The sequence below is a fragment of the Solirhodobacter sp. genome, from assembly GCF_964715405.1.
Genome location: NZ_CBAICG010000030.1, coordinates 1 through 12,996, shown reverse-complemented (window position 1 = coordinate 12,996; position 12,996 = coordinate 1). Strand labels below are relative to the sequence as shown.

The window sequence follows — 12,996 nt, the reverse complement described above, 5'->3', positions numbered from 1 at the left end:
CGATGAACCTTTCGGATTTCGATTTCGACCTGCCCGACGGGCTGATCGCCACCCGACCGGCGCGGCCGCGCACCGCGGCGCGGCTGCTGGTGGTGGCGGGCGACAGCTTGCGCGACCTGCATGTGCGCGACCTGCCCGACCTGCTGGGCCCCGGCGACCTTCTGGTGCTGAACAACACCCGGGTCATCCCGGCGCGGCTGGCGGGCACCCGCGAACGGCTGACGGGGCAGGGGGTCAGCCGCGCGAAGATCGAGGTGACGCTGCTGGAACCGCAGCCGGATGGCACCTGGACGGCGCTGGCCAAACCGCTGCGCAAGCTGGGCGTGGGCGAGACGGTGCGGTTTTCCGACACGCTGTCGGCCGAGGTGATGGCGCGCGATGAAACCACGGTGCGGCTGGCCTTCAACCGGACGGGTGCCGATTTCGACGCGGCGCTGGCCGAGGTCGGCGCGATGCCGCTGCCGCCCTACATCGCCGCCAAGCGCCCCGCCGACGCGCTGGACCGCGACGATTACCAGACCGTCTTCGCCCGCCATTCCGGCGCGGTCGCCGCGCCCACCGCCAGCCTTCATTTCGACGCCGCACTGCTGGAAACGCTGCGCGCCAAGGGGGTTCGGTTCGTCGAGGTGACGCTGCATGTCGGCGCGGGCACTTTCCTGCCGGTGAAGGTCGTGGATGTCACGACGCACAAGATGCACGCCGAATGGGGCGAGGTGACCAAAGCCGCGGCGGCCACGATCAACGCCACGCGGGCGGCCGGGGGCCGGGTGATCCCTGTCGGCACCACCGCGCTCAGGCTGATCGAGAGTGCCGCGGATGATGCGGGGCAGGTTCACCCCTGGCGCGGCACCACCGACATCTTCATCTACCCCGGTTACCGCTTTCGCGTGACCGATGCGCTGATGACCAACTTCCACCTGCCGAAATCGACGCTGCTGATGCTGGTCGCCGCGCTGATGGGGCAGGACCGGATGCGGCGCGTTTACGCGCACGCCATCGAAACCGGCTACCGCTTCTTTTCCTATGGTGATGCCTCGCTGCTGATCCCATAAGGCCGCTTCCTGAGGACGGGGCGTCGCCGCCGTCACAGACCGGAGCCACACCCCGCGCGAGAGTTGGCGGGTGAGTTCAAGGATATCGCCATGCTGACCGTTCTGCGCAATTCCTGGGCGCTCTTGCTGGGCATCATGCTCTTGATGCTGGGCAACGGGATGCAGGGCACACTGCTGGGCATTCGGGGCGGGATCGAGGGAATCTCGACGCTGCACATGTCGGTGGTGATGTCGGCCTACTTTCTGGGCTTTCTGTTCGGCAGCCGCATGACCCCCGACATGATCCGCCGGGTCGGCCATGTGCGGGTGTTCGCGGCACTGGGGTCGCTGATCTCGGCGGTGCTGATCCTGTATGCGGTGGCGCCGAACTGGATCGCCTGGTCGATGATGCGGGTGGTGATCGGCTTTTCGTTCTCGGGCGTCTACATCACCGCCGAAAGCTGGCTCAACAACGCCTCGACCAACGCGAACCGGGGCAAGGCGCTGTCGCTTTACCTGATCATGCAGATGATCGGCATCATCGCGGCGCAGGCGATCCTGAACTTCGGCGACCCCTCGGGCTATGTGCTGTTCATCATCCCCTCGGTGCTGGTCTCGATCGCCTTCACGCCGATCCTGCTGTCGATCAGCCCGGCGCCCGCCTTCGACACCACGCAGGCGCTCAGCTTCCGGCGGCTTTACGACACCTCGCCGCTGGGCTGTGTCGCGATGTTCCTGCTGGGCGGCATCTTCTCGGCGCAGTTCGGCATGGCGGCGGTCTGGGGCACACAGGCGGGGCTGAGCGTGAAGGAGATATCCCTCTTCGTCGCGATGATCTATGTCGGCGGGCTGGTGTTCCAGTATCCGATCGGCTGGATGTCGGACCGGATGGACCGGCGCAAACTGATCCTTGCGCTGGCCGCGCTGGGCGCAGTGGCGATGGCGGTGGCGGTGATCTTCCAGCCCGGATTCTATGTGCTGCTGGTGATCGGCATGATGGCGGGCGGCATCTCGAACCCGCTTTATTCGCTGCTGGTGGCCTATGTGAACGACTACCTGGAGGGGCCGGACATGGCCGCCGCCTCGGCCGGGTTGATCTTCATCAACGGCCTCGGCGCGATCACCGGGCCGCTGATCACCGGCTGGGTGATGGCGAAAGTCGGCCCGCCCGGCTTTTTCCTGTTCATGGGCATCCTCTTCTTCCTCATGGCCGTCTATGCCGGCTGGCGGATGTTGCGGCGCCGGGTCCGCACCATCGTGGATGAGCCCGGCAACTTCACCCCGATCTCGCCGGGGTCTTCGGCGGTAGCCGTGGGGGCCGCGATCGAGGCCGCCAAGCAAGACCACGACCACGGCGCCGAGTCGCCGCGAAACTGATCCGCCCCGCGTTGCGCGCCCGCGCGGAACCTGTCACGCTGACCGGGGCCGAAACCACGAGGATGCGCCGCCATGTCCGACCCCGAAGAGGTGCTCGACTACTGGCTGGGCGAGGTCGGCCCCGAGGGCTGGTTTGCCGGCGGCGACGCGCTTGACGCCGAAGTTCGCGCGCGCTTTGAAGACCTGTGGCGGGCTGCGGCCGAGGGTGGGCTGGATCACTGGATCGACGGCGCCGGGCCCTGCCTCGCCTTCGTCGTGCTGACCGATCAGTTTCCGCGCAACATGTTCCGCGGCACGGCAAAGGCGTTTTCAACCGATGCGATGGCGCTTGCGGCGGCGCGGGCGGCGACGGCGGCGGGCTGGGACCTGGCCGCGCCCGAGCCGGACCGGCAGTTCTTCTACCTGCCGTTCGAGCATTCCGAGGTCATCGCCGATCAGGACCGCGCGGTCGACCTGTTCGCCGAGCGGATGCCGGACACCGGCGCCTTGACCCACCTGCACGCCCGCGCCCATCGCGACATCATCCGCCGCTTCGGCCGCTTTCCCTTCCGCAACGCCGCGCTGGGGCGGGACTCGAGCCCGGAGGAAGTGGCATTTCTGGCCGATGGCGGCTATGGCGCCGTGGTCCGGGCCTTGAGCGCCTGAGCCATGCAGGGACGGAATGGGCCTGCGGCGCAGGCTTCATTGCGCGGTCACGGAAAATGGTTTAATGGCAAACTACTTTTTTCAGGAAGGGAAACGCGATGGCGGCCAAGGCCTTTGACATGATCGTGATCGGGGCCGGCCCGGGCGGCTATGTCGCCGCGATCCGGGGCGCGCAGCTTGGGCTGAACGTCGCCGTGGTGGAGCGTGAACATCTGGGCGGCATCTGCCTGAACTGGGGCTGCATCCCGACCAAGGCCCTGCTGCGCTCGGCCGAGGTGTTCCACCTGATGCACCGCGCCAAGGAGTTCGGGCTGACAACCACCGGCATTGGCTACGATCTGGCCGCCGTGGTCGCCCGCTCGCGCGGGGTGGCCAAGCAATTGTCGGGCGGCGTCGGGCACCTGCTGAAGAAGAACAAGGTCACCGTCATCATGGGCACCGCCAGGCTGACCGGCAAGGGCGCCGTCAGCGTGACCACCGACAAAGGCACCGAAGAGCTGACCGGCAAGGCCATCATCCTGGCCACCGGCGCGCGGGCGCGCGATCTGCCGGGGCTGGAGGCCGACGGCAAGCGGGTCTGGGCCTACAAGCACGCGCTGGTGCCGCCGCACATGCCGAAAAAGCTGCTGGTCATCGGCTCGGGCGCCATCGGCATCGAATTTGCCAGCTTCTACAACACTTTGGGTGCCGAAACGACGGTGGTCGAGGTGCTGGACCGCGTGCTGCCGGTGGAAGACGCCGAAATCAGCGCGCTCGCCAAGAAAGCCTTCGTGAAGCAGGGGATGAAGATCCTCGAAAAGGCGAGCGTGAAGAAACTCGACCGTGCGGCCGACAAGGTGACCGCGCATATCGAGGCGAACGGCAAGGTCGAGACGGCCGAGTTCGACACCGTGATTTCCGCCGTCGGCATCGTCGGCAACGTCGAAAACCTCGGGCTGGAGGCGCTGGGGGTGAAGATCGACCGCACCCATGTGGTGACCGATGAATTCTGCCGCACCGGGGTCGAAGGGCTTTACGCCATCGGCGACCTCGCGGGCGCGCCCTGGCTGGCGCACAAGGCCAGCCACGAGGGCGTGATGGTCGCCGAACTGATCGCGGGCGGCCATCCGCACCCGATCGAGCCGGGGTCCATCGCAGGCTGCACCTACTGCCAGCCGCAGGTCGCCAGCGTCGGCATGACGGAACAGAAGGCCAAGGACGCGGGCTACACCGTGAGGGTCGGCCGCTTCCCCTTCGTCGGCAACGGCAAGGCGATCGCGCTGGGCGAGCCCGAGGGGCTGGTGAAAACCGTGTTCGACGCGAAAACCGGCGAGTTGCTGGGCGCCCACATGATCGGCGCCGAGGTGACCGAGCTGATTCAGGGCTATGTCATCGGCCGCACGCTGGAAACGACCGAGGTCGAACTGATGGAGACCGTCTTCCCGCACCCGACCCTGTCCGAGATGATGCACGAGTCGGTGCTTGACGCTTACGGCCGCGCGATACACTTCTGACTTTCGGGCGCTTTTGTCCACGGATTTGACACAGTTAACGTTTAGTCTCTGGTGTTTGGACGGATCGGGTCGGCGTGGCCCGATCCGGAACGCGGCGCACAGGAGCAGACGAACGTGAGCAGAATCGAACTGAGCATCGCCCTTTTTGCCCTGATCGCGGCGGACGCGGCCGGGGCGGCGACCATCACGAACGGCGACTTCGAGGCTCCCGGCACCTTCCACGGCAGTTTTCAGACCCTGTCGGCCGGCAGCACCGCGCTGACCGGATGGGCGATCGGTGGCAGCGTCGATCTGATCAACACCTACTGGGCGCCCGACAGTGGCGCCTACAGTCTGGACATGTCGGGCAACGGCGCGGGCTCGATCTCGCAGATGCTGACCGGTCTCAGCATCGGATCGACCTACCAGCTCAGCTTCGATCTGGCCGGGAACCCGGCCGGAACGCAGGGCGTCAAGAGCCTGACGGCCTCGGTCGGCGATCTGGCCAAGACGGTGACGTTCAACACCGCCGGCAAGACCACCGGGGCGATGGGCTGGCAGACGGTCAACCTCAGCTTCAAGGCGACCACCACGAATGCCCTGCTGACGCTGCAAAGCAACACCGCCTCGGCCATGGGTCCGGCGCTGGACAATGTGAGCCTTGCGAAGGTTGCCGCACCTTCGCCGGGTGCGCTGCTGATGGCACCCCCGCCGCCGCCCGGGATCGTGGCCAATGGCTCGTTCGAACAGGCGGGCGGCTTCTCGGGCGGCTTCACGACGCTGGGCGCGGGCAGCACCGTGATGCCGGGCTGGAAGGTCACCTCGGGCAGCGTCGATCTGATCAACGGTTACTGGCAGGCGGCGGATGGCGGCTACAGCCTCGACATGTCGGGCAACACCGCTGGCACCATCGCGCAGACGCTGACCGGGCTGGTGGCGGGCAAGAAATATCTGCTGACGTTCGATCTGGCCTCGAACCCGACCGGGCCCGCGGGCGTCAAGACGCTGACGGCATCGGTCGGCGGCACGTCGGGGCTGTTCGCCTTCGATCCGGCGGGCCACACCACCACCGATATGGGCTGGCAGACCGAAAAACTGCAGTTCACCGCGACCGGGCCGACCACGCTGCTGCAATTCGCCAGTGGCAGCAACTCCGCCTGGGGCCCGGCGCTTGACAATGTGGCCGTCGCACCGGTTCCGGTGCCGCTGGGCGCGCTGTTCGTGCTGTCGGGGCTCGGGTCGATCCTGCTGCTGCGCCGTCGCCGGGTCTGACCGCTGGCGCGGGCGGTCCGGATCGGCTAAAGCGAATTGCATTCATATTGAATCAGAATTCGCCCCAAGGCTTGGGCGAATTCTGATGGGCTTGCGTCTGATAAAACGCAATTCGCTGTAGGTCCGGGGCATCATGGCTGACAGCGCGCTTTCTCGGGCAGGTCTGGTTCTGGCGATCTGGGGCGCTGGCCTCGGTGCGGCGGCTCAGTTTGGCAAGATCAGCGTGATCTACGACCACTTGGCCGGGCTTTACGCCGGGTCGGCCGGAACCGCGGGCATGGGCTTCATGGTTTCGGTCGTGGGTCTGGTCGGGCTGGCGTTCGGCACCACCGCCGGGCTGGTGGTGCAGCGCACCGGGCTCAGGCGGGTGCTGGTCGGCGGCCTCGCCCTTGGCGCTGCGCTGTCGGCGGCCGAGGCGTTCTTGCCGTCCTATCCCGCCATGATGACCCTGCGCGCACTGGAGGGCGTGTCGCAACTGGCCGTCGTGGTGGCCGGGCCAGTGCTGATCGCGCAGACCGCCGCGCCGCGCTGGCAGGGGCTGGCGATGTCGCTGTGGGCCAGCTTCTTCGGCGTGTCTTTCGCGCTGATTGCCCTGATCGCGCCGCCGCTGGTGGCGGCCTTCGGCGTGCCGGGCCTGTTTCTTGGCCATGCCGTCTGGATGGCGGGGTTCGCGCTGCTGCTGTGGGCGATGCTGCCGACCGATCCGCGCAGCACCACGGCGCCGCTGCGGCTGGCCGACCTGCCCGCGCTGCACGGGGCGATCTACCGCTCGCCCCGCATCGCGGCGCCCGCGCTGGGGTTCGTGTTCTACACGCTGACCTACGTCGCGGTGCTGACGCTGCTGCCGCCACTGGCCGGGCCTGAGCGCGCGCGGATCGCGGTGGCGATGCCGCTGGTCAGCATCGCCGCCTCGCTGACGCTGGGGGTCTGGCTGTTGCGGCACATGCCCGCCGTGCGGCTGGTGCAGGCGGGGTTTGCGCTGGGCCTGGTGGCGGTGGCGGCGATGGTGCCGTTCTGGGGCACGTCCGCGGGCTTTGCAGCGACACTCGCGCTCGGCGCCGCGCTGGGGCTGGTGCAGGGCGCCAGCTTCGCCTCGATCCCGCAACTGAACGCCACCGCCGAGGATCGGGCGCGGGCCTCGGGCGCGATGGCGCAGCTTGGCAATCTGGGCACCGCGAGCGGCACGCCGATCCTGGCGGCGATGATCGCGGCGGGCGGCATCGGCGGCGTGTTCTGGTTCGCGGCGCCGCTGTGTTTATGCGGCATCGCGGCGCATGGCTGGATGGCCCTGCGCCGCCGCCGCGCCTGATCTCAGGCCGGATTCACCAGCCCGCCACCGGCGCGCCAGTCGCCAAGACCGCCGATGTTGTAGACCTGGGTATAGCCGAGTTGCAGCATCATCTTGCCCGCCGCCTGCGACCGTGCCCCCGAGGCGCAGTACAGCGCCACCGGCTTGTCAACCGACAGCCCCGTGGCAAGCTCGTCGCTTTTCGGGTCGGCCTTGGTTTTCAGCAGCATCAGCGGGATGTGCAGCGCCCCCTTGGCCTTGCCCGAGGCGCGCAACTCGTTGATGTCGCGCACGTCGATCACCACCAGTTCGCCCTTCTGGGCGCGGGCGACGGCGTCGGTCGGCGAAATGCGCTCGACGCGCGGACCGGCGGAGGGTTTCAGGAAGTTGAACATGGGCGGTCCCTTTTGTCAGGCAGGCGGTGACAGGTTGCCCCTACAATTGGACAGGGCGGCAGCGGGCGCAAGGGCGGGCGGAGCGATCCGGGTGAAATAACATGCAGCTTCTCGAATGTGTGATCGACCCGCCACGGCTGCCCGCCCCGGCGGCCCGGTCTTTCACTTGAATTCCGGGCATTCCGTCGCCTGTTCACCTTAAGTTCATGCTTTTGGGTTGGAGACTCAGCGCCGCTCGCCTATGTGTGTCCGGATCGAAACCGGGGGGCTGGCGATGGCCGAGCAGAAGTTCATCGAGGTGCGCGGCGCGCGCGAGCACAACCTAAAGAACATCGACGTCAACATCCCGCGTGACAAGCTGGTGGTGATCACCGGGCTGTCGGGGTCGGGCAAGTCGTCGCTGGCGTTCGACACGATCTATGCCGAGGGCCAGCGCCGCTATGTCGAGTCGCTGAGCGCCTATGCGCGCCAGTTCCTCGACATGATGCAAAAGCCGGATGTGGACCATATCTCGGGCCTGTCCCCCGCGATTTCCATCGAGCAGAAGACGACCTCGAAGAACCCGCGCTCTACCGTCGGGACGGTGACGGAAATCTACGACTACATGCGGCTCTTGTTCGCCCGCGTCGGCACGCCCTACAGCCCGGCAACCGGTCTGCCGATCGAGGCGCAGCAGGTGCAGGACATGGTCGACCGCATCATGGCGCTGCCCGAAGGCACGCGGGCCTATCTGCTGGCCCCGATCATCCGCGACCGCAAGGGCGAATACCGCAAGGAATTCCTGGAGTTGCGCAAGGCGGGCTTTCAGCGCGTCAAGGTCAACGGCGCGTTCTACGAACTCGACGAGCCGCCGACGCTGGACAAGAAGCTGCGCCATGACATCGACGTGGTGGTGGACCGCATTGTGGTGCGCGAGGGGCTGGAGATGCGGCTGGCGGACTCGCTTCGCACCGCGCTCGACCACGCCGACGGCATCGCCGTGCTGGAAACCGCGCCGGGCGACGGCGAGGGCGAGCCCGAGCGGATCACCTTCAGCGAGAAATTCGCCTGCCCGGTCAGCGGTTTCACAATCGCCGAGATCGAGCCGCGGCTCTTCTCCTTCAACGCGCCCTATGGCGCCTGCCCGGCCTGCGACGGGCTGGGGGTGGAACTTTTTTTCGACGAACGCCTCGTGGTGCCCGACGCCGCCCTGACGCTGGCCAATGGCGCCATCGCGCCCTGGCGCAAGGGCAAGAGCCCCTATTTCACCCAGACCATCGACGCGATCGCCAAGCATTACGGGTTCGACAAGCGCAAAGCCTGGAAAGACCTGCCCGAGGCGGTGCAACAGGTCTTCCTGCACGGCTCGGGCGAGCAGGAGATCGAGTTCCGCTATGACGAGGGCGGCCGGGTCTACACCGTGTCGCGCGTGTTCGAGGGCGTGATCCCGAACATGGCACGCCGCTACAAGGAAACCGACAGCGCCTGGGTCCGCGAGGAGTTCGAGCGCTATCAGAACACCCGCGCCTGCGGCACCTGCCACGGCTACCGGCTGAAACCCGAGGCGCTGGCGGTGAAGATCGGCGGCTTGCACGCGGGGCAGGTGGTCGAGATGTCGATCAAGGAGTCCTTCGCCTGGGTCGAAAGCGTGCCGGCGTCGCTGACCAAGCAGAAGAACGAGATCGGCCGCGCCATCCTGAAGGAAATCCGCGAGCGGCTGGGGTTTCTCAACAACGTCGGGCTGGAATACCTGACGCTCAGCCGCAACGCGGGCACCCTGTCGGGCGGCGAAAGCCAGCGCATCCGGCTGGCGAGCCAGATCGGCAGCGGGCTGACGGGGGTGCTTTATGTGCTCGACGAACCCTCGATCGGGTTGCACCAGCGCGACAACGACCGCCTGCTGACCACGCTGAAGAACCTGCGCGATCAGGGTAACACCGTGCTGGTGGTGGAACATGACGAAGACGCGATCCGCTCCGCCGATTACGTCTTCGACTTCGGCCCCGGCGCGGGCGTGCATGGTGGCCGGGTGATCAGCCACGGCACGCCGGAAGAGGTGGCCGCCGATCCCGCCAGCCTGACCGGGCAATACCTTTCCGGCACGCGCGAGATTGCGGTGCCGAAGTCGCGCCGCAAGGGCAACGGCAAGAAGCTGGTGGTGGTGAAGGCGACCGGCAACAACCTGAAAGACATGACGGCCGAATTCCCGCTGGGAAAATTCGTCTGCGTCACCGGCGTGTCGGGCGGCGGCAAGTCCACGTTGACGGTCGAGACGCTTTACAAGACCGCCGCGATCCGGCTGAACGGCGCGCGCGAAACCCCGGCGCCCTGCGAAACGATCAAGGGCTTCGAGCATCTCGACAAGGTGATCGACATCGACCAGCGCGCCATCGGCCGCACCCCGCGCAGCAACCCGGCCACCTATACCGGCGCCTTCGGCCCGATCCGCGACTGGTTCGCCGGCCTGCCCGAGGCGAAGGCGCGCGGCTACAAGCCCGGCCGCTTCAGCTTCAACGTGAAGGGCGGGCGCTGCGAGGCCTGTCAGGGCGACGGCGTGCTGAAGATCGAGATGAACTTCCTGCCCGACGTCTATGTCACCTGCGAGACCTGCAAGGGCCACCGCTACAACCGCGAGACGCTGGAAGTGAAGTTCAAGGGCAAGAGCATTTCCGACGTGCTCGACATGACGGTGGAGGATGCCCAGAGCTTCTTTCAGGCGGTGCCCGCGATCCGCGAGAAGATGGACGCGCTGGTGCAGGTCGGCCTTGGCTACATCAAGGTCGGCCAGCAGGCCACCACGCTGTCGGGCGGCGAGGCGCAGCGGGTGAAGCTGTCGAAGGAACTCAGCCGCCGGGCGACCGGGCGGACGCTCTATATCCTCGACGAGCCGACCACCGGGCTGCATTTCGAGGATGTGCGCAAGCTGCTGGAGGTGCTGCATGAACTGGTCGAGCAGGGCAACACCGTGCTGGTGATCGAGCACAACCTCGACGTCATCAAGACCGCGGACTGGATCATCGACATCGGCCCCGAGGGCGGCGACGGCGGCGGCGAGATCGTCGCGGCGGGCACGCCGGAAGAGGTGGCGGCCTGCGACCGCAGCCACACCGGGCGCTATTTGAAGCTGCTGCTGGCCGCGCGGCGGGTGGCGGCAGAGTAGCGCCCGCCCGCCGGGGCATCGAGCCCCGCCGGGCGGCGCTGCCGCGGGCAGGCTGCGCCGCGGCGCAGAAATATCCGGGCGCCCCGTTGCGCGACGGCCGGGAATCGGTGACGTTGTGCGGGCCCGAAGGAGAGCGTGCCCGTGCTGGACATCCTGACCGTCACCCTCAACCCCACCATCGACCTGTCGACCTCGGTCGCCAGCGTGGTGCCCGGCCCCAAGCTGCGCTGTGCCGCGCCCGCCGTCGATCCGGGCGGCGGCGGCACCAACGTGTCGCGCGCCATCGCCTTGCTGGGCGGGGCGAGCCGCGCGCTGGTTGCCGTCGGCGGGCCGACCGGCGAGCGGCTGATCACGCTTCTGAACACCCAGGGGATCGGCACCGTCGCGCTGCAGGGTCCGGGCGAAACGCGCCAGAGCCTGGCCGTGATCGACCGCGCGACGGGTGCGCAGTACCGCTTTGTCCTGCCGGGGCCGGAGTGGCACCCGACCGATGTTTCCCACGCGCTCGCCTCGATCGCGGGCGCGGTGCGCGAGGGCGGGCTGGTGGTGCTCAGCGGCAGCCAGCCGCCGGGCGTGCCGGAAAACTTTCCCGCCCGCGTCGCCGCCCGGCTGGAAGGGCGGGCCCGTCTGATCGTCGATACCTCGGGCGCGCCGCTGCGCGAACTGGCGCGCGGCGCCGGGGCGGCGCCTTGGCTTTTGCGCATGGATGACGAGGAAGCGGCCGAGCTGGCGGGCTATCCGCTGCGCACGATTCCCGAAAGCGCGGCCTTTGCCGAGGAACTGGTGGGGCGCGGCGTGGCGGATGTGGTGATCCTCGCGCGCGGCGCCGATGGTGCCGTGCTCGCCTCGCGCGAGGGGCGCCTCCATGCCCGCTCGGCCAAGGTCGAGGTGGTCAGCAAGGTCGGCGCGGGCGACAGCTTCGTGGGCGCCTTCACGCTGGCCATTGCGCGCGGCGAAACGCTGGAGGCGGCGCTGCGCCAGGGCAATGCGGCGGCCTCGTCGGCGGTAACGACCGAGGCCACGCAGCTCTGCCGCCGCGAGGACGTCGAGCGGCTGTTGCCGGAGTGCCTGGCGGTGGCGGTGTAGGGGGCGCTGCCCCCCTCGGCCCTCGCGGGCCTCACCCCCCGGGATATTTTCGGAGTTATGTATCAAACGCACCACCTGAAACCTACACCTAACGCACTGACTCCGCTAGTCTTTCCGCATGTTGGACAAGACGATAGACAGTGCGTTGCAGAACCTGCGCCGGAACCTGATCAGGAATGGCGGTGATGGGCTGGAGCATGTCGAGGCGTTGATGCGGATCAGGGGCGTGGAGTTCAAGCGCGCCATGATCGCGCGGAAGCCGGATCACGCGCGGCAGGGGGTAATGCGCCGGATCATCTTCGTGGCGCTCAGGGATGGCCCCAAGACGGCACCAGAGGTTGCGGCGCACGTATCAGCCTCACGTCCAGAGATCACGCCAGACGAGGCGCTGAAGCGCACGTGGAACGCGCTGACCAAGATGAAGTTTGAGGGGCTTGTGGTGCGAGAGGGGAGGGTGTGGGGGCTGGTGCGCTTGTAGAATCGGCGTTCGCTCGTCAGGCTCTAGTCTTGCTTAGGCGGGAGGGGGCGAAAATGAGCGCGGAGAGCAGAAGCTACATTGAAAACAAGCAACAGCAACTCCAGAATAGAAAGAAGAAAGTTTATGAATCCTATTTGGAGAAAAGCCCAAAATCGCAACAGATTGTAAATATGGAAGCGGCAGAACTTTCGGAAATAGATAAACAACTTTCGCGCGTAGAGGCCGCACTTCATCTTGAAAATGAATGCCCTGCGTGTTTTTTGCAACAAGGAAAAAAGACTCCCCTTATATCAGCTATCGCAAATAACCATGAAAAATTCGATGGTTGGGAGTGCGAGGCTTGTGGTTACTATGAGGAAACACCAAACAGGTCGTAAGGTATCCTGATACCTCACTCTATCATAGGTATCTGGATACCTCAAGCCGCGCGCTGCCAGTAGCCCTTCCACGTCCGGCTGACCCGCGATCCCATCGCGTTCTCGACAAGCCCCATCGCCAGCGCGCCGTTGCTTTCGCGGCGGTGATCCTCCAGCCACGCGGCATGGTTCGCGTACTGGTGCAGGTACTGCGGGCTGACGTGGTGGTGCTGGCCACGCACCATGCGGCGCAGGCGCGAGAAACACGACTCGACAAGGTTCGTGTTCTTGCCGTCGTCCGAGTAGCACACCGAGTGGTTGACGCGCTCGACCGTCCAGCCCGCGTGCAGCGCATCCCAATGCGAAGCTTCGTCGGCTGACATGATGGCGAGCCGGTCAACGTGCTGCGCGGCCAGCGCCACGCCTTCGGCTTCCGTCTTGGTGACGATGGGCAGCA

The 12,996-nt window shown here is 66.8% G+C and carries 12 protein-coding genes; 10 read left to right on the top strand and 2 right to left on the bottom strand.

Translation table 11 applies throughout. The features are described 5' to 3' along the window. Nucleotides 1-2 precede the first annotated feature (2 nt). The 6 genes from queA (at nt 3) to AC11WY_RS13395 (ending at nt 7,106) form a co-directional block, all read left to right on the top strand. Complete coding sequence (gene queA, locus AC11WY_RS13420) at nt 3-1,052, top strand: tRNA preQ1(34) S-adenosylmethionine ribosyltransferase-isomerase QueA (RefSeq protein ID WP_482926310.1); 1,050 nt, start codon at nt 3-5, stop codon at nt 1,050-1,052. A gap of 90 nt (nt 1,053-1,142) precedes the next feature. After that, a complete protein-coding gene (locus tag AC11WY_RS13415) occupies nt 1,143-2,408 on the top strand; it encodes an MFS transporter (protein WP_482926308.1) in 1,266 nt (421 codons plus the stop codon). Nucleotides 2,409-2,480: 72 nt separating this feature from the next. Then, entirely contained in the window at nt 2,481-3,053 is a 573-nt protein-coding gene (locus AC11WY_RS13410) for a DUF924 family protein (protein ID WP_482926306.1), read from the top strand. Between the two features lie 98 nt (nt 3,054-3,151). Next, a complete protein-coding gene (gene lpdA, locus AC11WY_RS13405; RefSeq protein WP_482926305.1) occupies nt 3,152-4,546 on the top strand; it encodes a dihydrolipoyl dehydrogenase in 1,395 nt (464 codons plus the stop codon). Nucleotides 4,547-4,660: 114 nt separating this feature from the next. Further along, nucleotides 4,661-5,797 (top strand): choice-of-anchor C family protein, encoded by a 1,137-nt coding sequence (locus tag AC11WY_RS13400; RefSeq protein WP_482926303.1) that lies wholly within the window; start codon nt 4,661-4,663, stop codon nt 5,795-5,797. A 133-nt stretch (nt 5,798-5,930) separates the two neighbouring features. Then, nucleotides 5,931-7,106 carry an MFS transporter gene (locus tag AC11WY_RS13395; RefSeq protein WP_482926301.1) on the top strand — a complete coding sequence of 392 codons (1,176 nt, stop codon included), beginning with the start codon at nt 5,931-5,933 and terminating at the stop codon, nt 7,104-7,106. Nucleotides 7,107-7,108: 2 nt separating this feature from the next. Here AC11WY_RS13395 and AC11WY_RS13390 read toward each other — a convergent pair whose 3' ends face one another. Continuing rightward, on the bottom strand, nt 7,109-7,480 hold the full coding sequence (locus AC11WY_RS13390) for a rhodanese-like domain-containing protein (protein WP_482926299.1): 372 nt from the start codon (nt 7,478-7,480) through the stop codon (nt 7,109-7,111). Nucleotides 7,481-7,754: 274 nt separating this feature from the next. Here AC11WY_RS13390 and uvrA point away from each other — a divergent pair, with 274 nt between their 5' ends. From uvrA to AC11WY_RS13370, 4 genes are all read left to right on the top strand, one after another. Beyond that, the gene (gene uvrA, locus AC11WY_RS13385) at nt 7,755-10,619 is read left to right on the top strand and encodes an excinuclease ABC subunit UvrA (RefSeq protein WP_482926297.1); all 2,865 of its coding nucleotides are present in this window, start codon (nt 7,755-7,757) and stop codon (nt 10,617-10,619) included. 141 nt (nt 10,620-10,760) lie between these two features. Beyond that, the gene (locus tag AC11WY_RS13380; RefSeq protein WP_482926295.1) at nt 10,761-11,705 is read left to right on the top strand and encodes a 1-phosphofructokinase family hexose kinase; all 945 of its coding nucleotides are present in this window, start codon (nt 10,761-10,763) and stop codon (nt 11,703-11,705) included. 118 nt (nt 11,706-11,823) lie between these two features. After that, entirely contained in the window at nt 11,824-12,183 is a 360-nt protein-coding gene (locus AC11WY_RS13375; RefSeq protein WP_482926293.1) for a hypothetical protein, read from the top strand. Nucleotides 12,184-12,236: 53 nt separating this feature from the next. Next, nucleotides 12,237-12,560: a hypothetical protein gene (locus tag AC11WY_RS13370; RefSeq protein WP_482926291.1), complete on the top strand. Its 324-nt coding sequence runs from the start codon at nt 12,237-12,239 to the stop codon at nt 12,558-12,560. Between the two features lie 41 nt (nt 12,561-12,601). Here AC11WY_RS13370 and AC11WY_RS13365 read toward each other — a convergent pair. After that, a partial coding sequence (locus tag AC11WY_RS13365) for a transposase (RefSeq protein ID WP_482926289.1) occupies nt 12,602-12,996 on the bottom strand: 395 nt, incomplete at its 5' end.

Excerpts from the sequence above, each read along its gene's own strand:
- queA (WP_482926310.1), top strand. The coding sequence starts at position 3 with ATGAACCTTTCGGATTTCGATTTCGACCTGCCCGACGGGCTGATCGCC.
- AC11WY_RS13415 (WP_482926308.1), top strand. The coding sequence starts at position 1,143 with ATGCTGACCGTTCTGCGCAATTCCTGGGCGCTCTTGCTGGGCATCATG.
- AC11WY_RS13410 (WP_482926306.1), top strand. The coding sequence starts at position 2,481 with ATGTCCGACCCCGAAGAGGTGCTCGACTACTGGCTGGGCGAGGTCGGC.
- lpdA (WP_482926305.1), top strand. The coding sequence starts at position 3,152 with ATGGCGGCCAAGGCCTTTGACATGATCGTGATCGGGGCCGGCCCGGGC.
- AC11WY_RS13395 (WP_482926301.1), top strand. The coding sequence starts at position 5,931 with ATGGCTGACAGCGCGCTTTCTCGGGCAGGTCTGGTTCTGGCGATCTGG.
- AC11WY_RS13390 (WP_482926299.1), bottom strand. The coding sequence starts at position 7,480 with ATGTTCAACTTCCTGAAACCCTCCGCCGGTCCGCGCGTCGAGCGCATT.
- uvrA (WP_482926297.1), top strand. The coding sequence starts at position 7,755 with ATGGCCGAGCAGAAGTTCATCGAGGTGCGCGGCGCGCGCGAGCACAAC.
- AC11WY_RS13375 (WP_482926293.1), top strand. The coding sequence starts at position 11,824 with ATGTTGGACAAGACGATAGACAGTGCGTTGCAGAACCTGCGCCGGAAC.
- AC11WY_RS13370 (WP_482926291.1), top strand. The coding sequence starts at position 12,237 with ATGAGCGCGGAGAGCAGAAGCTACATTGAAAACAAGCAACAGCAACTC.